At 61.7% G+C, this 18,786-nt stretch carries 18 protein-coding genes; 9 read left to right on the forward strand and 9 right to left on the reverse strand.

Going from position 1 to position 18,786, the window contains the following annotated elements:
* Position 1 precedes the first annotated feature (1 nt).
* The 6 genes from BFP99_RS11905 to BFP99_RS11925 form a co-directional block, all read right to left on the reverse strand.
* Positions 2 to 2,443: a penicillin acylase family protein gene (locus tag BFP99_RS11905; protein ID WP_065947314.1), complete on the reverse strand. Its 2,442-nt coding sequence runs from the start codon at positions 2,441 to 2,443 to the stop codon at positions 2 to 4.
* A gap of 142 nt (positions 2,444 to 2,585) precedes the next feature.
* Positions 2,586 to 3,230, reverse strand: a complete 645-nt coding sequence (locus tag BFP99_RS11910; protein WP_065947315.1) for a glutathione binding-like protein — start codon at positions 3,228 to 3,230, stop codon at positions 2,586 to 2,588.
* Positions 3,231 to 3,401: 171 nt separating this feature from the next.
* Positions 3,402 to 3,602: an SEC-C metal-binding domain-containing protein gene (locus tag BFP99_RS31885; RefSeq protein ID WP_003189235.1), complete on the reverse strand. Its 201-nt coding sequence runs from the start codon at positions 3,600 to 3,602 to the stop codon at positions 3,402 to 3,404.
* A complete protein-coding gene (locus tag BFP99_RS11915; protein ID WP_065926435.1) occupies positions 3,599 to 4,081 on the reverse strand; it encodes an LEA type 2 family protein in 483 nt (160 codons plus the stop codon). The genes BFP99_RS31885 and BFP99_RS11915 overlap by 4 nt, the downstream gene beginning before the upstream one ends.
* 19 nt (positions 4,082 to 4,100) lie before the next feature.
* Entirely contained in the window at positions 4,101 to 4,571 is a 471-nt protein-coding gene (locus BFP99_RS11920; protein WP_065926434.1) for a YchJ family protein, read from the reverse strand.
* Positions 4,572 to 4,575: 4 nt separating this feature from the next.
* On the reverse strand, positions 4,576 to 5,073 hold the full coding sequence (locus BFP99_RS11925; protein ID WP_065926433.1) for a DUF6231 family protein: 498 nt from the start codon (positions 5,071 to 5,073) through the stop codon (positions 4,576 to 4,578).
* Positions 5,074 to 5,264: 191 nt separating this feature from the next.
* On the opposite strand from BFP99_RS11925, the gene BFP99_RS11930 reads away from it, so the two are divergent.
* Entirely contained in the window at positions 5,265 to 5,960 is a 696-nt protein-coding gene (locus BFP99_RS11930) for an OmpA family protein (protein WP_027604443.1), read from the forward strand.
* 153 nt (positions 5,961 to 6,113) lie between these two features.
* On the forward strand, positions 6,114 to 6,872 hold the full coding sequence (locus BFP99_RS11935) for a collagen-like triple helix repeat-containing protein (RefSeq protein WP_065926432.1): 759 nt from the start codon (positions 6,114 to 6,116) through the stop codon (positions 6,870 to 6,872).
* 45 nt (positions 6,873 to 6,917) lie between these two features.
* Here BFP99_RS11935 and BFP99_RS11940 read toward each other — a convergent pair whose 3' ends face one another.
* On the reverse strand, positions 6,918 to 7,382 hold the full coding sequence (locus tag BFP99_RS11940; protein WP_065926431.1) for a CopD family protein: 465 nt from the start codon (positions 7,380 to 7,382) through the stop codon (positions 6,918 to 6,920).
* A 99-nt stretch (positions 7,383 to 7,481) separates the two neighbouring features.
* On the opposite strand from BFP99_RS11940, the gene dinG reads away from it, so the two are divergent.
* The 5 genes from dinG (at position 7,482) to pdxH (ending at position 15,244) form a co-directional block, all read left to right on the forward strand.
* Positions 7,482 to 9,626, forward strand: coding sequence for an ATP-dependent DNA helicase DinG (gene dinG / locus BFP99_RS11945; protein ID WP_027604440.1), 2,145 nt, complete (start codon positions 7,482 to 7,484; stop codon positions 9,624 to 9,626).
* A 98-nt stretch (positions 9,627 to 9,724) separates the two neighbouring features.
* Positions 9,725 to 12,022: a beta-galactosidase gene (locus tag BFP99_RS11950; RefSeq protein WP_065947316.1), complete on the forward strand. Its 2,298-nt coding sequence runs from the start codon at positions 9,725 to 9,727 to the stop codon at positions 12,020 to 12,022.
* Between the two features lie 82 nt (positions 12,023 to 12,104).
* Positions 12,105 to 13,250 (forward strand): serine hydrolase domain-containing protein, encoded by a 1,146-nt coding sequence (locus tag BFP99_RS11955; RefSeq protein ID WP_065947317.1) that lies wholly within the window; start codon positions 12,105 to 12,107, stop codon positions 13,248 to 13,250.
* Positions 13,251 to 13,393: 143 nt separating this feature from the next.
* On the forward strand, positions 13,394 to 14,569 hold the full coding sequence (locus tag BFP99_RS11960; protein WP_083221166.1) for an OmpA family protein: 1,176 nt from the start codon (positions 13,394 to 13,396) through the stop codon (positions 14,567 to 14,569).
* Positions 14,570 to 14,596: 27 nt separating this feature from the next.
* A complete protein-coding gene (pdxH, locus tag BFP99_RS11965; RefSeq protein ID WP_027604436.1) occupies positions 14,597 to 15,244 on the forward strand; it encodes a pyridoxamine 5'-phosphate oxidase in 648 nt (215 codons plus the stop codon).
* A 36-nt stretch (positions 15,245 to 15,280) separates the two neighbouring features.
* Here the strand turns inward: pdxH and BFP99_RS11970 are convergent, their stop codons facing one another.
* Entirely contained in the window at positions 15,281 to 15,541 is a 261-nt protein-coding gene (locus tag BFP99_RS11970; protein WP_065947319.1) for a hypothetical protein, read from the reverse strand.
* A 157-nt stretch (positions 15,542 to 15,698) separates the two neighbouring features.
* On the opposite strand from BFP99_RS11970, the gene BFP99_RS11975 reads away from it, so the two are divergent.
* Entirely contained in the window at positions 15,699 to 16,163 is a 465-nt protein-coding gene (locus BFP99_RS11975) for a glycine zipper 2TM domain-containing protein (RefSeq protein ID WP_003189251.1), read from the forward strand.
* A gap of 76 nt (positions 16,164 to 16,239) precedes the next feature.
* Here the strand turns inward: BFP99_RS11975 and nhaA are convergent, their stop codons facing one another.
* Positions 16,240 to 17,415, reverse strand: a complete 1,176-nt coding sequence (nhaA, locus tag BFP99_RS11980) for a Na+/H+ antiporter NhaA (protein WP_065926426.1) — start codon at positions 17,413 to 17,415, stop codon at positions 16,240 to 16,242.
* 216 nt (positions 17,416 to 17,631) lie between these two features.
* On the opposite strand from nhaA, the gene BFP99_RS11985 reads away from it, so the two are divergent.
* On the forward strand, positions 17,632 to 18,726 hold the full coding sequence (locus BFP99_RS11985) for a PLP-dependent cysteine synthase family protein (protein WP_065926425.1): 1,095 nt from the start codon (positions 17,632 to 17,634) through the stop codon (positions 18,724 to 18,726).
* The last annotated feature ends 60 nt before the right edge of the window (positions 18,727 to 18,786 follow it).

Raw genomic sequence — 18,786 nt, forward strand, 5'->3', positions numbered from 1 at the left:
GTCACTTGCCTGGGGTCAGGGTCAACCTGGCCTTCCCATACACCTTCTCGAAGTTCTGCGGCTGCATCGGGAAGCTCAGGTATTGCGCCTTGAGCGACGGGTCGATGCCATTGGCGTAGTTCGGGCTGGCCGGGTTGCCGGATTGGCCGATGCCGCCCTGGCCCATCATCGGTTCCACCTGGCCGAAGTCGACGATCATGCGCAGCGCCGGCACCTGGGTGGTGTTGAAGTCCTGGCCCCAGCTGTACGGTGCCGGGTTCAAGGTGTTGTGGTCGCCACCGGACGCCAGTGGGCCGCGAATCACTTGGCCACTGGTGTTTTTCCAGGTGGTGCTGTGCAGCTTGCCCCACTGCCAGGTCTTGTGGTCAGCACCCAGTTGGCTCTCGCCAGCGCTGATCGCGGCGGCCAGGCTGCGGGCGAGGATGGCGGGTTTGTCTTCTTTCTGCGCGGTGCGCACGTCGTCCCAGAACGGGCTGTCTTCGCGGCCCAGCAGGTGGTCGGCCTGGGCGGCATAGGACAGGTTGGCGTTGCTGACAAAGGCTTTCCAACTGGCGCTGTTTTCCGGCCCCAGTTCGTCGAGGAATATCTGCCGGGTGCTTTCCTGCAGAAACAGTTCGTAGAGCGCCGCGTCGGCGGACGTCGACACCAGGCGGCCGTCGAAGGCCATCAGGCGCGTCAGTGCTTCCCGTGCCTTGGCCTGGTCGGCCGCCGGCAACGCATCAATCGCCTGCTTCAATGGCTGGGCCATACCCGGCGCCTGGAACATGGTCTTGAGCTTGGCGGCAAAGGTGGTGGTCTGGTCGTATTGCATGGCGATCATGCTGCGGCTGTCGTGCTTGCCCGCATTGGCCAGTTGCGCCAGGCGCTCGCTGCGCTCCGGCGCATCCCAGGAATTGGACAACTGCATGCCGTAGCCGCGCGGCGCGGTGCGTTGGTTGGCGGTGCCGATCCAGCCTTGGGCCGGGTCCTGGTCATAGGGGTGCAGCATCGCGTCGGCGTAACCGTCCCAGTCAAAGCGCGTATCCCAGCCGGGCGAGGGCAGCAGGCCTTCGCCTTCGCGGCGGTTGGGGAAGCGGCCGGTGACCTGCCAGCCAATGCTGCCCGCGTCGGCGAAGACCATGTTCAAGGCAATGGCGCGAATGTTCCGGGTTGCGTCCGAGGCCTTGCCGGCGTTTTGCGCGCGGGACAGGTCGAAGAACGCGTCGAGGCTCTTGTCATCCTTGAAGTCGGCGGTTTGCAGGGCCAGGCCAAAACCGCTGGTCAGGGCCTGGCTGCTGTTGAGCAGGGCGCCGTGGCGGGTTTCGTACACCACTTCGCGAATCGAGCGTTGACCCTTGACGAAGAAGGTTTCATTACGCACCGCTGCCGGCAGCCATTTTCCGTTGTTCTCGTAGTACAGCGCGCTGCCCTGGCGTTTGACCTTCTCCAGGAACAGGTCCTGGGTATCGCCCTTGACCGTGCTTATGCTCCACGCCACGTTGCCGTTGAAACCGGACAACAGGGTCGGCAGGCCGGCAATCGAGGCGCCGACGGCCTGGTATTTCGGTGCGCGAATCTGCACGTAGTTCCACGGCGACGGTGCTTGCGGCTGGGCGGCGAGGTCGCCTGCCAGCAGGCTCTTGCCGCTGCGACTGCGTTGCGGGCCGATGGCCCAGTTGCTCGACGTGGTAACCGCCAGCGAGTTGAGGCTGCTCAATTGCTGGCTGACCGTGTCCAGCCCGGCCAGGCCGGTGATCTGGCTGAGGTTCACGCCCTTGAGTTTCTCGGCTTCGGCCAGGGGGATCGGCTCATCCGGCGCACTCGGTGTCAGCCAGGCGAGTTTGTCCACGCCGACCTTTTGCGCCAGCAGCAACGACGCCAGCTCTTCCTGCAGGTTGGCCGACTCGCTGAAATTCAGCAGGCAGAACAGCAGCGCCGAATCCTCCGGCTTCCAGTACTCAGGCTTGTAGCCGGTCTGGGCCAGATCCGGCGGCAGCTTGTCGCGGTAGCGGAACAGGTAGGCGTTGACGCCACGGGCATACACTTCAAAGAAGCGCTTGAGGCGCGGCGACGAGGCGTTATACAGCTCGCCGGCGCTTTTCTTCAGGTTGACCGCGCGCATGAAGCGGTCCACATCCAGCACCTCAGGGCCGGACATTTCAGCCAGGCGGCCCTGGGCCAGCAGGCGCAGGGTGACCATCTGGGTGATGCGGTCACTGGCGTGCACATAACCCAGGCTGAACAGTGCGTCGTGGAAGGTATTGCTTTCGATCAGCGGCATGCCTTGGGCGTTGCGGCGTATCGAAACATTCTGTGCGAGGCCCTTGATCGGCTGCACGCCGGCCACTGGCGGCAGGGTGTCCTGGGTGCTCTGGAGCTGGCAACCGGCCAGGCTTAATGCACTGGCCACTGCCGCGGCAACGCCGAACCGGGGAAGAAAATGTGAGAGGGCTGGCGAGGCCATGGCAAAGCTCCTGCGGGGGGTAGCGTCAGTGAAGGCGCTACGTTAGTGAGCGCGGTGAAACGACGCAAGCAGGAGTTTGGGTAAACCGTTAGATCTTGAGTCGCATCGCCCCTCCCACCTGTTGACCGCGTACGACTTCAGGTCAGGATTTAGGCGGATTGACCTTTTGGACTAATTCATACGCCCGAACCGTCGCTGGCCGTTCCTTGATGCTATTGAACCAGCGCTGAACGTGTGGGAAATCTTCCAGGCTCTGGCTCTGCCACTTGTGGGAAACGATCCACGGATAGATCGCCATATCGGCAATGCTGTAGTCCTCACCCGCCACGAACGCACGGTCCGCCAAACGGCGGTCCAGCACACTGTATAGGCGTGCGGTTTCATCTACGTAGCGCTTGATCGCGTAGGGGATTTTCTCCGGGGCAAACTGGCTGAAATGATGGTTCTGGCCCGCCATCGGCCCGAGACCGCCCATTTGCCAGAACAACCATTGCAGCGCTTCCTGGCGACTGCGCAGGTTTTTTGGAATGAACTGGCCGGTTTTTTCCGCGAGGTACAGTAGGATCGCGCCGGATTCAAACAGCGAAATCGGCGCGCCGCCGTCGCTCGGGTTCTGATCGACGATGGCCGGGATGCGGTTGTTGGGGGCAATCTTCAGGAAGTCTGGCTTGAACTGGTCGCCCTGGCCAATGTTGATCGGGTGCACTTTGTAGGGCAGGCCGGCTTCTTCCAGGAACAGCGATACTTTGTGACCGTTGGGGGTGGTCCAGTAATACAGGTCGATCATGAAGCTCTCCAAAAGTGGTGATGCTTGAGCGAATGCCTGTAGGTATAGGTAAAGGTGGGAGGGGGAAAATTCAATCAAACATTTGCGCCTACCCTTAGACGCTTTCGATTTGGAATGCGATGCAGCTGTGGAAGGGAGCGAACTCCCTCACACAGGGGCCTTCAGAGCGATTTACGCCCCGTGGCACTTCTTGAATTTTTTCTCACTGCCGCACGGGCAAGGATCGTTGCGACCAACGTCCTTCAATGCATTGCGCACCGGCTCCTGGTGAGCGTGGCCGCAGTTCGGGCCGTGGACATGGCCGTGGTCGTGATCATGGTGATCGTGATCGTGGTTGCAGTCAGGACCATGGACATGGGGTTGCTGAGTCATCGATGTCGCTCCGGAATAAAATCGCCGGGGATTATCTCGCCATTGTGGTTCACCTGCACGTCATAACCGATGAATAATCCGGTTTTCAGTTCACCCTCCAGACGATACGGCACAGGCTGGTCGGGTTTTTTCAGCATCTGCACCACATCGCGGATCTGCGGCCAGAGGTTGGTGCGCACCGACACCTTGAAAAATGCATGGCCCTTGGGCGGTACCGTCAGCCATTCATTGGACTCGCCTTCGGTGAGCACAAAATCATCCAGGGTGACCTTGTAGATCAGCCCACGCACGGTCAGGTCCGAGTCGTCGCGGTTATCCACGCGAAAGTACAGCTTGAATTTCTGCTCCAGCAGCTTGGCCCGCACCACTTCGACTTTCACCAGGGAAACGTGCGGCGGGGGCGAATCGTCTTCGAACCAGGAGGCGCAACCGGTCATGCCGAAGGTTAACGCCAGCATCAAGCTGCAGATCCGAAGCATGGCGTGAGTCCTGTGGTGGTTAGAGATAGCTGGAACAACACTTCTTGAATTTTTGCCCACTGCCGCAAAGGCACGCATCGTTGCGTCCGGTTTTCACTTCCACCGTGGGGTCGATGAAGTACCAGCGCCCTTCATTCTGTACGAAAGAAGACTGCTCGCGGTGGCTATGTTCGCCAGTGCTGTCATGCCAGCGTGCGGTGAAGGTCACGAAGGCGTGTTCCGGCTGGCCGCCGAACACCTCGGAACTTTCAACTTCCAGGCCGAGCCAGGTGCTCTGGGCGCTCCAGGCGGCGATGGCCTCACGGTCCAGGCCGGCCTGTTGCGCGGGCAACGTGGTTGCGACCAGATAATCCACCAGGCCCAGCACATAGGCGCTGTAGCGTGAACGCATCAGGGCGCTGGCGCAGGGGGCCGGGTGCCCGGCGTGATAATGACCGCAGCAGGCATCCAGCAGGTTGCCACTGCCGCAGGGGCAAATGGATGTACTCATCGGGTTACCACCAATACTTTCCGAAGTTTTCCGGGTTGGCCCAGAAACGGGCGTTGAGCCAGTCCGGCACCTGTTTATAGTCAAGCAGATCGTAGGTAAACAGCGTCAGCACCTGCTCGTCGCGCTGGAAACGCTCGCCGGCCTGGAGGGCCAGGGAGAAAAAGTCGGTTTCCTTCCAGCCGCAGGCGCCCAGGTCCACCAGCACCGCAATGCGGCTGGCGTTGAGGTTGCGGATGCCGCCGAGCAAGGTCAGGCCTTGGGGTTTTGGCAGGTACTCGAGGCAATCGACCACCAGCGCCAGGTCAAAACGCTGGGCCGCCAGCGCTTGCGGCAATGGCCCTGGCGCGGCGCAGAACACCTGGGTGTCAGGGTGCGCGTCCTTAAAGGCGTCCAGCGCCGGGAACTGGCTGGCACCCAACAGCAACAGGCGTTTGGGCTGGTGCAGATCGAGCAAGGCGGCCAGCGCTTGCTGGGGAGTACGGGCAGAAATACCAGCGGTCATCAGAGATCCTCACATCAGGACCATAGAGACTAGCGCGGCTGAGCGTGCGGGCCTAGAGCGGGTGGCTGCGAAAAGTCCTACGTGGGCGGCGATCCCCAATGAATACGGGGGCTTGGCGTAGTGGCGCAGTTGAAAAGAGCGGTCTTTACTCCACCCATCGGCCCCCGCCGATCCCCTCAGGAGAAAGTCAGATGAGCATCATGCGGACAGCTCTACCCTTGGTTCTGCTAACCGGAGTATTGACAGGTTGCGCAGGCTTGCAAAAAACCGATTGGCCTACCTGTGCCGCTGTTGGCGGTGTGACCGGTGCGGCGATCGGTGCGACTGAAAGCTCGGCCTACGCAGGCTATGGCGCGTTGCTGGTCGGCGGTATGGCCGGCGCCTATTGCTGGGTGCACGGCGATGGCGACGAAGATGGCGATGGCGTGCCGGACAGCCGCGACAAGTGCCCGGGCACCCCGAAAGGTGTGCAGGTCGACGCCAATGGTTGCCCTCCGGCGCCGCCAGCGGCGGTGGTCGAGGAGGTGGTCGTGGTCAAGGAAGAAACCATCGTGATCCGCGATGTGCACTTCCAGTTCGACTCGGCCAAGTTGACGGCAGCGGATAAAACCAAACTCGACACCATTGCCACGCGCCTGAAACAGGAAGCCCCGAGCGCCCAGCTACGGGTCAGTGGTCACACCGACAGCGTCGGTAAAGACGCCTACAACCAGAAACTCTCGGAAAAACGTGCCCATTCGGTCACCGATTACCTGATCGGCGCCGGGGTGCCCCGCAGTGCCTTTGTGTCTGTCACCGGGGCGGGCGAAAGCCATCCGGTCGCCGACAACAAGACCGCTGAAGGCCGCGCCCTGAACCGCCGTACGGAAATCCAGATCAACCGCTGACAGCCCTTGCCCCTGTGGGATCCACAGGGGCATTGCCGGCCACCCTCGCTTGAACCGCTCTCTCAAGTTTTTTGAACCTTCACTGGCAAATCGCCTGTAGAAGTCGTTACTGTGCGTCCAAAGAAAAATTTGAAAACACTCAGGAGCCCCATGATGCGTAAGGTTTTTCTGTTGGCCCTGTTGGTCAGCCCCGTTGCCCTGGCCCAGAGCGTCAGTGTCGAAACGAACTCATTGATGCGCCTTCCCTCCAGCACCAGTGTGTTGCAACTGGAGCGCCTGGACGTGGCGGACTACGGCACGTTGCTGATTCCGGCCACCATCAGCCAGGTCACGGTGGATGAACTGCACCTGGGCCGCGACGCACGCATCGCGATTGTTCCTGGCAATACCGCGCTGCAATTGCAGGTGCGGCATGCGCACCTTGAGCATGGCAGCCAGATCACCTCGCGCGGTGCCCCCGGTACCCATGAAAAACCGGCCAAGGCCGGGCGTGACCTGACCTTGCGCATCAACGCGCTGACGGCTGAAGAACTCTCGGTGGATGCCCGTGGCGGCGCCGGTGCCCAAGGGTATGCCGGGCTGGATGGCGCCAATGGCGTGGATCCTGGGTGTACCTGGGGCTCGGCGGGGCGCGGTTTCAATGGCGATAACGGCGGCGATGGCCTGCCGGGTGGGGCGGGTGCACAGGTTCGCGTGGAATTGCCGAAGGACTTCCCGGCGGAACACATCAAGGTCTGGGTGGATGGCGGTGCTGGCGGTTTGGCCGGTACGGCCGGCAAGCCGGGCAAAGGCGGGGAGTCCAAAGGCTGCCTGGTGTACCGCGCCGATGGTGGCGAGAAGGGCCGCCCAGGGTTGGAAGGGCAGCCGGGGCCAGCTGGGCCTGCGGGTACCGTGACTATTCAGCGGCTCTAAGTTCTAAAGAGCTGCAAGCTTGCAGCTTGCAGCTTGTGGCTGTACTCAAAACATCGGCCGAGCCGATGCAATCGCCACCACCACCAACCCCACGATCAGGTTGATCCCCACCAGCTTGCGAATCTGCCCCAGTGCAGCCGCACCCGCCGGCCAATCCTCAGCCGTCACCGCCGCCTTCAGCTGCGGAAACTTCAGCGCCTGGATGCGGATAAACAACGCCGTCATCACCAGATACAAACCCATCATCACCTGCACATAGCGCGGTGCGCTTTCAAACCCGCTGAACCGTAGGTGCAGCAGGCCGACGCCGCTGATCGGCAAAACCAGCACTGCCACCCATACCCACACGAAAAAACGTTGAAACACATTGGCCCACAGCTTGAGTCGGGCAGGGCCCTCAAGGGCCGCCATAGCGGCGGGGCGCAGGATCATCCAGGCGAAAAACATGCCGCCGACCCAGATCAGGGCGGCCAATACATGCAGGGTGTAAACGAGGCTAAACGCGGTCATTGTGGTACTCCGTTCTGCGCGGGATTAATTAGCGGGGTATGATAGCTGCCGATCCGAACCACTGAAAATTTATCCAGCGTTTTTTGCGCCCGACTATCCATGATCAGCACTGAACTCAAAACCACGATCCAGGGCGCCTACACGCGTTTTCTCGAAGCCAAGAGCTTGAAACCGCGCTACGGCCAACGCCTGATGATCGCCGAAGTGGCCAAGGTCCTCGGGGATATCGACACCGATGACGAAGGCCGCCGCGAAGGTGAGCCCGCCGTCGTGGCCGTCGAAGCCGGCACCGGTACCGGCAAGACCGTGGCCTATAGCCTGGCTGCGATCCCGACCGCGAAGGCCGCCGGCAAGCGCCTGGTGATCGCCACTGCCACTGTCGCCCTGCAGGAGCAGATCGTCTACAAAGACCTGCCCGACCTGATGCGCAACAGCGGCCTGAACTTCACCTTCGCCCTGGCCAAGGGCCGTGGCCGCTACATGTGCCTGTCCAAGCTCGACGTGCTGCTGCAGGAAGGCCACGCGCAAACCGCCACGGCGTCGCTGTTCGAGGAAGAAGGCTTCAAGATCGAAGTGGATGAGGTCAGCCAGAAGCTGTTTACCAGCATGATCGAGAAACTGGCCGGCAATAAATGGGACGGCGACCGCGACAGCTGGCCCACCGCCCTCGAAGATGCCGACTGGGCACGCCTGACCACCGACCACAGCCAGTGCACCAACCGCCATTGCCCCAACTTTGGCCAGTGCGCCTTCTACAAGGCCCGCGAAGGCATGGGCAAGGTCGACGTGATCGTTACCAACCACGATATGGTCCTGGCCGACCTGGCCCTGGGCGGCGGTGCCGTGTTGCCGGACCCGCGTGACACCCTTTATGTGTTCGACGAAGGCCATCACCTGCCCGACAAGGCTATCGGCCACTTCGCCCACTACACGCGCCTGCGCTCCACCGCCGATTGGCTGGAAACCACCGCGAAGAATCTCACCAAATTGCTCGCCCAGCACCCGCTGCCCGGCGATTTGGGCAAGCTGATCGAACAGGTGCCGGAGCTGGCGCGGGAGATCAAGACCCAGCAACAGTTCATGTTCAGCGCCTGCGAACAGGTGGCCGACTTCAAGCCCGGCGAAGATGTGGAAGGCCGTGAGCGCCCGCGCCACCGTTTTGTCGGTGGGATGATCCCCGAGCATATGCGCGAAATGGGCATCGAGCTGAAGAAAGGCTTTTCCCGTCTTACCGACCTGTTCACCCGCCTGACTGACTTGCTCAAGGAAGGCATGGACGGTGAGGTCAACATCGGCATCGCCAGCAACCAGGCCGAGGAATGGTATCCGCTGTTCGGCAGCCTGTTGTCCCGTTCCCAGGGCAACTGGGAGCTGTGGACGGCCTTTACCGTCGAAGACCCCGAAGACAACCCGCCCATGGCCCGCTGGCTGACCCTGTCGGAAAGCGGTGCGTTGTTTGATATCGAGGTCAACGCCAGCCCGATCCTCGCCGCCGAGATGCTACGGCGCAACCTGTGGAACGTGGCGTACGGCTGCCTGGTGACCTCCGCCACGCTGACCGCCCTGGGCACCTTCGACCGCTTCCGCATGCGCGCGGGCTTGCCGAAAAAGGCCGTCACTGCGGTGGTGCCAAGCCCGTTCCATCATGCCGACGCTGGTGTGCTGCGGGTGCCCGACCTCAAGGCCGATCCACGGGATGCGCCGGCGCACACCGCTGCGATCATCCGCGACCTGCCCTCCCTGGTGGAAGGTTCGCGCGGCACCCTGGTGTTGTTCTCGTCGCGCAAACAGATGCAGGACGTGTTCGACGGCCTTGACCGCGACTGGCGCAAGCAGGTGTTTATCCAGGGCAACCTGTCCAAGCAGGAAACCCTGAACAAGCACAAGGCGCGGGTCGATGGCGGGGATTCCAGCGTGCTGTTCGGCCTGGCGAGTTTCGCCGAAGGCGTGGACTTGCCCGGCGCCTACTGCGAACACGTGGTGATCGCCAAGATCCCGTTCTCGGTGCCGGATGATCCGGTCGAGGCCGCATTGGCCGAATGGATCGAAGCGCGGGGCGGTAACCCGTTCATGGAGATCTCGGTGCCGGATGCTTCCTTGAAGCTGGTGCAGGCCTGCGGTCGCTTGCTGCGTACCGAGGAAGACCGGGGCACCATCACCTTGCTCGACCGCCGCCTGGTGACCCAGCGCTACGGCAAGGCGATCCTGAATGCGTTGCCGCCCTTCCGGCGCGAAATTTCTTAAGCCATCGTGGGCGAATTCGCCCACTTCGTGGTCTATCTCACTGCTATCGATTTATGTCATCAGGCTATTTACCGGCCGTTTGGGAGAACCTTGTTCGTATGATTCGTACGCTGCCCGCCCTTTTTGCCCTGCTGTTCACTGCGCCGTTGATGGCCGCGCCCGCGGGGCAACAGACATTGTTCAACTTCGTCCGGCCTGCCGATGTGGTCAAGGTGGCGACCCAGGACGCCAGCCTGCCGCAATACAACGCCGAACAAACCCCCGAAGGCGAGGTGTTGCGTCGCATCACCTTCAACCCGGCCGCCGAGCCGAGCCTGGTGCTCAGCCCACAGGCCGGTGCCTGGGATTGGTCGCAGTCCGGCGCCATGAGCCTGCGTATCCAGAGTGCCATGGACTGGGCGCTGACCCTCTACGTCAAGGTGCAGAGCAGCGATGGCAAGACCCTGGTCAGCCGCATCGACCTGCCGGCCGGCCCCGCCCAGACCTTGCTGGTCCCGCTGCAAGCCAACTCGCCGTTGAGCCAGGGCATGAAGGCCGGCCCGCCGATGCCGATCAGCGTGGATGGCCAGCGCGTGTTGCTGGCCAGCAGCGCCGGCGAGATCGACCGTAGCCAGGTGGTCTCGGTGACCCTGTCGATGATCAAGCCCAACGCCGCGCAAAGCATCCTGCTGGAACGCTTTGGTGTGCAGGACAGCGAGCCGGTGCTGAAGGCGGCCTACAGCGAACTGGTGGATACCTATGGCCAGTCCACCCGCGCGCGCTGGCCGGAAAAGATCAGCAGCGACGAACAGCTCAAGGCGGCCGCGGCAAAGGAGCAAACCCAACTGCAGGGCTGGCTGGCCGCGCGTGATAAATCCGCATTGGACACGTTCGGCGGCTGGAACAAAGGGCCGGCGTTCAAGGCCAGTGGCTTTTTCCGCACCGAAAAGCGCGACGGTCGCTGGTACCTGGTAACCCCGGAAGGCCATCCGTTCTATTCCCTGGGCGTCAATACCGTGGCCCCGGACAACAGCCAGACCTACGTGGCCAGTCGCGAGTGGATGTTCGCGGCGCTGCCAAAGGCCGGCGAACCCTTCGACAAGTACTACGGCAGCGGCGATAACCGCACCGGCAATGGTGCGGGTGAAGGTCGTGGCTTTGCTGCCGGGCGTTGGTACGATTTCTACGGCGCCAACCTGCAGCGTACTTATGGCGGCGAAGGATTTGACCAGAAACGCTGGGTGACCCATACCCTTGATCGCCTGCAAGCCTGGGGTTTCAATACCGTCGGCAACTGGAGCGACGGCGCGTTGGCCACTGCCGATCGTGTGCCGTACACCTTGCCGCTGTCGATCGTCGGCGACTACGCCAGTATCAGCACCGGCACCGACTGGTGGGGCGGCATGCCCGATCCGTTCGATCCGCGTTTCGCCATGGCGACCGAGCGCGCGGTGGCCATTGCCGCCCGCGACCACCGCGACGACCCCTGGCTGATCGGCTTCTTTGCCGATAACGAACTGGCCTGGGCCGGCCCCGGCGATGATCCGAAATCCCGCTACGCCCTGGCCTACGGCACCTTGCGCATGACCACCGACGTACCGGCCAAGCGCACGTTCCTCAAGCAATTGCGTGACAAGTATCGCAACGAGCAAGGCCTGTCGAAAGCCTGGGGCATCGAGTTGGCGGGGTGGGAGCTGATGGAAGACCCGGGCTTCGAACCGCCGATGCCCAACCCTGAGCACCCGGAAATCGAAGCTGACTTCAAATACTTCCAGAAGACCTTCGCCGATGCCTACTTCAAGACCATCTCCGACTCGCTGAAATGGCACGCACCCAACCAACTGCTGCTGGGCGGGCGTTATGCGGTGAGTACGCCTGAAGCCGTGGCGTCGTGCGCGCAGTATTGCGATGTGCTGAGCTTCAACATGTACACGCTCAAACCCCAGGACGGCTATGACTTTGCCGCGCTGCGCGCCCTGGACAAACCGGTGTTGATCACTGAATTCAACTTCGGCTCTGCGGACCGTGGCCCGTTCTGGGGCGGCGTGACCCAGTTGCCTAGGGAAGAAGAGCGTGGCGTGGCATATGCCAACTTCCTCAAGCAAGCCATGGCCGAGCCTTCCATTGTCGGCGTGCACTGGTTCCAGTACCTGGACCAGCCGGTGACCGGCCGTTTGCTGGACGGTGAAAACGGCCACTTTGGCCTGGTGGGCATCACTGACGTACCGTTCCAGGGGTTCGTCGACAGTGTGCGTAGAAGCAACCTGGCGGCGGTGGATCAACTGGGCAAGGAAGCGGAAAAGGCCAAGGCCGCCAGCACGGTTCATGAAAGCGAAGGCAGCAAACCTGGACGTGAGGGCAAAGGCCCGGGGCAGGGCGCCGGACACGCCGGTGGGCATTCGGGAAATGGTCATTGATTCATTGTTGACGGGTTCACAAATCCCACAATGGCTGGAACAATGTCGGCCACTTTTTACGGTGTTTTCCTAGGGGGCTTAGGTGCAGGTTCAGGGTCATTACGAGCTCCAGTTCGAAGCGGTGCGTGAAGCGTTCGCCGCGTTGTTCGATGACCCGCAGGAGCGTGGCGCCGGGCTCTGCATCCAGATCGGCGGCGAAACCGTCGTTGACCTGTGGGCCGGTACCGCCGACAAGGACGGTACCGAGGCCTGGCACAGCGACACCCTCGTCAACCTGTTTTCCTGCACCAAGACCTTCACCGCTGTCACGGCCCTGCAACTGGTGGCCGAGGGCAAGTTGCAATTGGACGCGCCAGTGGCCAGGTACTGGCCTGAGTTCGCTGCTGCCGGCAAGGAAAACATTACGCTGCGCCAATTGCTCTGCCATCAGGCCGGGTTGCCGGCAATCCGCGAGATGCTGCCCACCGAAGCCTTGTACGACTGGCAATTGATGGTCGACACCCTGGCAGCCGAAGCTCCGTGGTGGACGCCGGGCCAGGGCCATGGCTACGAGGCGATCACCTACGGCTGGCTGGTCGGCGAATTGCTGCGCCGCGCCGATGGGCGTGGGCCGGGTGAGTCCATTGTGGCGCGGGTGGCACGGCCGCTGGGGCTGGACTTCCACGTGGGCCTGGCCGACGAAGAGTTTTATCGTGTTGCACATATAGCGCGCAGCAAAGGCAATATGGGCGATGAAGCCGCGCAGCGTTTACTGCAAGTAATGATGCGCGAGCCCACCGCCATGACGACGCGGGCATTTGCCAACCCGCCGTCTATTCTCACCAGTACTAATAAACCTGAATGGCGACGCATGCAGCAGCCGGCGGCAAATGGTCACGGTAATGCGCGTAGTCTGGCGGGTTTTTATAGTGGTTTGTTGGACGGTAGTTTGTTGGAAGCCGACATGCTCGAAGAATTGACCCGTGAACACAGTATCGGGCCGGATAAAACATTATTGACACAAACCCGCTTCGGGCTGGGCTGCATGTTGGATCAACCACAGTTGCCCAATGCTACATTTGGCCTTGGCGCCCGTGCGTTCGGGCATCCAGGCGCCGGCGGCTCGGTGGGTTTTGCCGATCCTGAGCATGATGTAGCGTTTGGTTTCGTGACTAATACATTGGGGCCTTATGTACTTATGGACCCACGCGCACAGAAGTTGGTCGGAATATTGGCCGGTTGTCTGTAAACCCCTTGCTGTTTCACATTTTTTTGTTACAAAGGCAACTATAAGAAGGCGCTGAACGAAATGATGTAACTTTAATGTTCTGTAAGCGTCTGTTTAACGGGTCATCGAGACCCCCGTTTCTTTTCTCATTTTGTGGATATCTCATGTTATCGAACAAGTCCTTGGCACTGGCGCTTTGCCTCACTCTTACCGGTTGCGCACAAACTCCACAAAATGATGCCGAGGGTGGGCATTGGTGGTCATTTGGATCGGATAAGGCCACGACCAAGGACGCAGTGACCCAAACCGACGCCAAGCCGGACGCCAAGCCTGCTGCCGGCGCCAAGCCTGCCGCACCTGTAGCCGCTGCTGCTGCTGCTGCTGCTGCGCCTGTCGCCTCCGCGCCAGCGCCGGCCGCCAAGGCTGACACCGGTTCCAGCTGGTGGCCGTTCTCCTCCAAGAGCGCCGACGAGAAGGCCGCTGATGCCAAGGCTGACCTGAAAGCCGACCTCAAGGCCGCGACCCCGGCTCCAGACGCCGCGCCTGCCGTCGCCAAGACCGACAGCGAAACTCACTGGTGGTGGCCGTTCGAAAGCAAACCCAAGCCATTGGCCAAGGTCGACGTGACCAATGTGCCGATGCCTGACCCGAAAATCACCCAGGCCTGGTTGGACGACTATGAGCCGCGCCTGCGCGCCGCCATCAAGGACAGCAACCTGCAGCTGGAACGTCGCGATAACGTACTCGTGGTGATTGCTCCGGTAGACGGCTCCTACAACCCGAAACGCCCGGCGATGCTGCTGCCGGTTACCCTGGGGCCGTTCACTCGCGTCGCCAAGGCGGTGGAAGCCGATCCAAAAACCGCCGTGCTGGTGCTGGGTCACGTGGATGCCACCGGTACCGCGCCTGCCAGCCAGGCGTTGACCAAGGAACGTGCGCAGTCCATCGCCTCGATCTTCAGCCTCAGCGGCCTGAAACAGGACCGCCTGATGCTGCGTGGCATGGGTGACCTGATGCCACGTGCCGCCAACGACAGCACCCAGGGCCGCGCGCTGAACCGCCGCATGGAAATCATGTTCACCCAGCGCACGACCATGCTGGCGCTGTTGAGCAAGTATCAATCGGGCAAGACCCCGCCTGTAGCCGAAATGGTTGCGGTGCAGAACGTTCCAGCCCCGGCCCCGGCCGCCAAGGCACCGGCTAAAAAGGCACCCGCAGCTAAAAAGGCTGCTGCCAAGCCAGCGGCTAAAAAAGCCCCGGCCAAGCCCGCTGCGAAGAAACCGGCCCCGGCCAAAGCCAAGGCTGCTGCACCGGCTGCGAATGACCAGGCGAAAAACTGATCCGCTGAACCACAAGGATAAAGCCGCATGACCCAGGCACTGGCCGATATGCGCCGTGACTACACACGGGACGGTTTGAGCGAGGCCCAAGCCCCGAACGAGCCGTTTGCGTTGTTCCACCAGTGGTTTGCCGATGCGGTGAAAACCGAGCAGCCACCGGTGGAAGCCAATGCCATGACCCTGGCTACGGTCGACCAGGACGGTCGCCCGCACTGCCGCATCCTGCTGCTCAAGGGCCTGGATGCGCAGGGCTTTACCTTCTTCACCAACTATCAGAGCGCCAAGGGCGAACAGCTCGCGGCGCGGCCGTTTGCGGCCATGACGTTCTTCTGGCCGACCCTGGAGCGCCAGGTGCGTATTGAAGGAAGGGTGGTCAAGGTCACCCCTGAGGAGTCCGACGCTTATTATCAGGTCCGCCCCCTGGGCAGTCGTTTAGGCGCCTGGGCTTCCCCGCAGAGCCAGGTCATTCGTGACCGTGAAGAACTGCAGGACCTGCTCAAGGCCACCGAACAGCGTTTCAGCGATACCCAGCCCGACTGCCCCGAGCATTGGGGTGGCTATCGCCTGCTGCCGGAGCGCATCGAGTTCTGGCAAGGCCGCGCCAGCCGCCTGCATGACCGCCTGAACTACCGCCTGCAAGGGACCGAATGGACCCGCGAGCGCCTGGCGCCCTGAGCGGCACCTTTCGTCACCCCACTGGAATGATGTCGATCACACCGAAGTCTCTGTTGAAGAGGTTTCGGCTGTGTACTGTTGTGCGGCGTTCGTCAGCCACTGCGGCAACTCGCTTCGCTTGATCTTCGAGATCCGCGCCTGCTCCAGTTGTTGCAGCATAAAGGCACGCTTGTGCAGATCGTCTCCCGCCAGGGACAGTGCCAGGTCGCGGTCTATCCAGCGTCGGATACGCAGGTACAACCAACCATGGAAGTACAGGCCGGCGACGGTAGTGACTACAATGATGAAATAGTCCATGAAGTTCCTGGTTACGATGAGAGTGCTACCGTTGGTCGGTATTTTGGCTACGGGCAGTCTGTACTGAGGCTGAATGAAAGCAATTTCCTGCCGGGCTTGTCGTGACAGGCGTCAAGCTGCAGCGTCTAATGAATACCTGTCCTTTGGAGTTGATGCTATGCGTAAGTCCGTTTTACTGGTTGCCTGCTTTACCACGCTGTCGTTGCTGCTGGGTGGCTGCGCCTCGAGTCTGACCGGCGACTCGTACTCCCGTGACGAAGCGCGTCGTGTACAAACCGTTCGCATGGGCACCATTGAATCCCTGCGTCCGGTAAAAATCGAAGGCACCAAGACCCCAATTGGCGGCGCTGCCGGCGCGGTCATCGGTGGTGTGGGCGGCAGCGCCATCGGCGGTGGCCGTGGCAGTATCGTGACTGCCGTGATCGGCGCCGTTGCCGGCGGCCTGCTGGGCTCGGCCACCGAAGAAGGCCTGACCCGCACCCAGGGCGTGGAAATCACCGTTCGCGAAGACGACGGCAGCATGCGTGCCTACGTGCAAGCCGTGCAGGAAAATGAAATCTTCCGCATCGGTGATCGCGTCCGCATCATGACCGTTGATGGCACCAGCCGCGTTACTCGCTGACCGGTAAGCAGCAGGCAAAAGAAAACCCCAACCGGGTGACCGGTTGGGGTTTTTTATGGGCTGCGTTTCAGTCGGCTCAGGCTTTTTTGCGACTCGCCATCGCCGTCACCACGTACCCGATACACGCCGCAAGTATCGATCCGGTCAGAATCCCCATTCGATCCTCCCCGGCAAACTCGCTGGCACCCGGCACAAACGCCAGGGAGCCTACGAACAGGCTCATGGTGAAGCCGATGCCGCACAGGATCGCCACGCCGAAGACCTGGCCCCAGTTGGCGCCGCTGGGCAGTGCTGCGAGGCCGGTCTTGATGGCCAGCCAGGTGAGGCCGAACACGCCGACGGTCTTGCCGATCAGCAGGCCGGCGGCAATGCCCATCGGCACGTGGTGGGTGAAGCTTTCCAGGCTGACCCCGGTGAGTGACACCCCGGCGTTGGCGAAGGCGAACAGCGGCAGGATACCGTAGGCCACCCATGGATGCAGGGCGTGTTCCAGTGTAAGCAGCGGCGAGGGCTCGGCATTCCTGGTGCGCATAGGGATGCAGAACGCCAGGGTCACGCCGGCCAGGGTGGCGTGCACGCCGCTCTTGAGTACGCACACCCACAGGATCAGGCCGATGATCAGGTAGGGCCCGAGCTTGATCACGCCCAGGCGGTTCATTGCAATCAAGGCAACCAGGCAGGCGCCCGCGCCGGCCAGGGCCGCACCGGACAGGTCGGCGGAATAGAACACTGCAATAACAATGATCGCGCCCAGGTCGTCGATGATGGCCAGGGTCATCAGGAACAGCTTCAACGACACCGGCACCCGCTTGCCCAGCAGTGCCAGGACGCCCAACGCGAAGGCGATGTCGGTGGCCATCGGGATTGCCCAGCCGGAGAGCGCGGCGGGGTAGTCCTTGTTGATTGCCCAGTAGATCAGCGCCGGCACGACCATGCCGCCGATGGCGGCTGCGCCTGGCAGCACCACTTGCGAAGGCTTGGACAGGTGGCCGTCAAGCAGCTCGCGCTTGACCTCCAGGCCGATCAGCAGGAAGAACAGGGCCATCAGGCCATCGTTGATCCACAGCAGTGCGGGCTTGGCGATTTGCAGCGCGCCAATCTGGGCCACCACCGGCACGTCGAGAAACGCGCCATACAGGTGCGACAACGGAGAGTTGTTGATGATCAGCGCCAAGGCGGCAGCGGCGATCAACAACAGGCCGCTGGCGGCTTCCAGCTGGAAGAAACGGGTAAAAGTGCTACGCAGAGGCAAGGGATGCTCTCCAATCCAGGTTCAATAGGTGGGTACCCTAACCCGTACCGTTAGTTGTTAAAACAAAAGTTATATTCTTATTTGTTATAAGAGATGGTGTAGGGTGGCGTAGCGCCAAAGCCTAGCAATTGTGTGTCCAATTGAGTCGTCACTGTATCTGTGTGCAGTGTAGGAAACATCCTAAGATCGGTGCTGAAATCCTTAGAGTTCTTCCTTATGAGCGACCACCGTCCCTGGGCCCGCGAAGCCATTCGCATCATCGAAGCGGACTTCCAGCGCAGTGCTGACACGCATCTGATTCCGTTACCGCTGCCGGGCCTGCCGGGCATCGAGTTGTACTTCAAGGATGAATCCAGCCACCCCACCGGCAGCCTGAAACATCGGCTGGCCCGTTCGCTGTTCCTGTATGCGCTGTGCAATGGCTGGCTCAAGCCAGGCGCGCCGGTGATTGAAGCATCCAGCGGCTCGACGGCGATTTCCGAAGCGTATTTTGCCCGGCTGCTCGGGCTGCCGTTCATTGCGGTGATGCCCGCCACGACGTCCCAGGAAAAGATCGCGCAGATTGCCTTCTACGGCGGCAAAAGCCATCTGGTACAGGATCCCACGCAGATCTACGCCGAGTCCGAACGCCTGGCCCAGGAAAGCGGCGGTCATTTCATGGATCAGTTCACTTATGCCGAGCGTGCCACCGACTGGCGGGCGAACAACAACATCGCCGAGTCGATCTTCCAGCAGATGCGCTTTGAGCGGCACCCGGAACCGAGCTGGTTGATTTCCAGCCCCGGTACCGGCGGCACCACCGCCACCCTGGGTCGTTATGTGCGTTATCGCCAGCACTGTACCCGCGTGTTGTGTGCCGATGCCGAGCGCTCGGTGTTTTTCGATTTCTACCAGAGCGGTGACGCCAGCCTGCGCCTGGACTGTGGTTCGCGGATCGAAGGCATTGGCCGGCCACGGGTCGAGGCGTCGTTTTTGCCCAAGGTGATTGATGCGATGGTCAAGGTGCCGGATGCGCTGTCGCTGGCGGCCATGCATTACCTGGCTGAGCGCCTGGGGCGGCGAGTCGGCGGTTCCAGCGGGACCAACCTGATTGGCGCATTAATGGCGGCGCAGCAGATGAAAGCGATGGGGGATTCAGGTTCGATCGTGGCGATCTTGTGTGATGGGGGCGAGCGGTATGCAACGACCTATTACGACCAGGCGTGGTTGGCGGGGCAGGGCTATGCGCTCGAGGGGTTGATCGCGGCCGTGGCGGCCAGTGTGGAGCAGGGCGAGCCATTACCCGCCAGCATCCTGCGCGCAAATATCTGATCCGATGCAAACCAAATGTGGGAGGGGGCAAGCCGCCTCCCACATTTAATTTGCGCTGTT

The organism is Pseudomonas sp. 1 R 17, from assembly GCF_900067035.1.
In the GTDB taxonomy this organism is placed as follows: domain Bacteria; phylum Pseudomonadota; class Gammaproteobacteria; order Pseudomonadales; family Pseudomonadaceae; genus Aquipseudomonas; species Aquipseudomonas marginalis.

What these genes read in the sequence shown, in the direction of transcription:
- dinG (WP_027604440.1), top strand. Translation starts at nt 7,482, where the DNA reads ATGATCAGCACTGAACTCAAAACCACGATCCAGGGCGCCTACACGCGT.
- BFP99_RS11910 (WP_065947315.1), bottom strand. Translation starts at nt 3,230, where the DNA reads ATGATCGACCTGTATTACTGGACCACCCCCAACGGTCACAAAGTATCG.
- pdxH (WP_027604436.1), top strand. Translation starts at nt 14,597, where the DNA reads ATGACCCAGGCACTGGCCGATATGCGCCGTGACTACACACGGGACGGT.
- BFP99_RS31885 (WP_003189235.1), bottom strand. Translation starts at nt 3,602, where the DNA reads ATGACTCAGCAACCCCATGTCCATGGTCCTGACTGCAACCACGATCAC.
- BFP99_RS11935 (WP_065926432.1), top strand. Translation starts at nt 6,114, where the DNA reads ATGCGTAAGGTTTTTCTGTTGGCCCTGTTGGTCAGCCCCGTTGCCCTG.
- BFP99_RS11960 (WP_083221166.1), top strand. Translation starts at nt 13,394, where the DNA reads ATGTTATCGAACAAGTCCTTGGCACTGGCGCTTTGCCTCACTCTTACC.
- BFP99_RS11950 (WP_065947316.1), top strand. Translation starts at nt 9,725, where the DNA reads ATGATTCGTACGCTGCCCGCCCTTTTTGCCCTGCTGTTCACTGCGCCG.
- BFP99_RS11985 (WP_065926425.1), top strand. Translation starts at nt 17,632, where the DNA reads ATGAGCGACCACCGTCCCTGGGCCCGCGAAGCCATTCGCATCATCGAA.
- BFP99_RS11920 (WP_065926434.1), bottom strand. Translation starts at nt 4,571, where the DNA reads ATGAGTACATCCATTTGCCCCTGCGGCAGTGGCAACCTGCTGGATGCC.
- BFP99_RS11915 (WP_065926435.1), bottom strand. Translation starts at nt 4,081, where the DNA reads ATGCTTCGGATCTGCAGCTTGATGCTGGCGTTAACCTTCGGCATGACC.
- BFP99_RS11975 (WP_003189251.1), top strand. Translation starts at nt 15,699, where the DNA reads ATGCGTAAGTCCGTTTTACTGGTTGCCTGCTTTACCACGCTGTCGTTG.
- BFP99_RS11925 (WP_065926433.1), bottom strand. Translation starts at nt 5,073, where the DNA reads ATGACCGCTGGTATTTCTGCCCGTACTCCCCAGCAAGCGCTGGCCGCC.
- BFP99_RS11970 (WP_065947319.1), bottom strand. Translation starts at nt 15,541, where the DNA reads ATGGACTATTTCATCATTGTAGTCACTACCGTCGCCGGCCTGTACTTC.
- BFP99_RS11940 (WP_065926431.1), bottom strand. Translation starts at nt 7,382, where the DNA reads ATGACCGCGTTTAGCCTCGTTTACACCCTGCATGTATTGGCCGCCCTG.
- BFP99_RS11905 (WP_065947314.1), bottom strand. Translation starts at nt 2,443, where the DNA reads ATGGCCTCGCCAGCCCTCTCACATTTTCTTCCCCGGTTCGGCGTTGCC.
- BFP99_RS11930 (WP_027604443.1), top strand. Translation starts at nt 5,265, where the DNA reads ATGAGCATCATGCGGACAGCTCTACCCTTGGTTCTGCTAACCGGAGTA.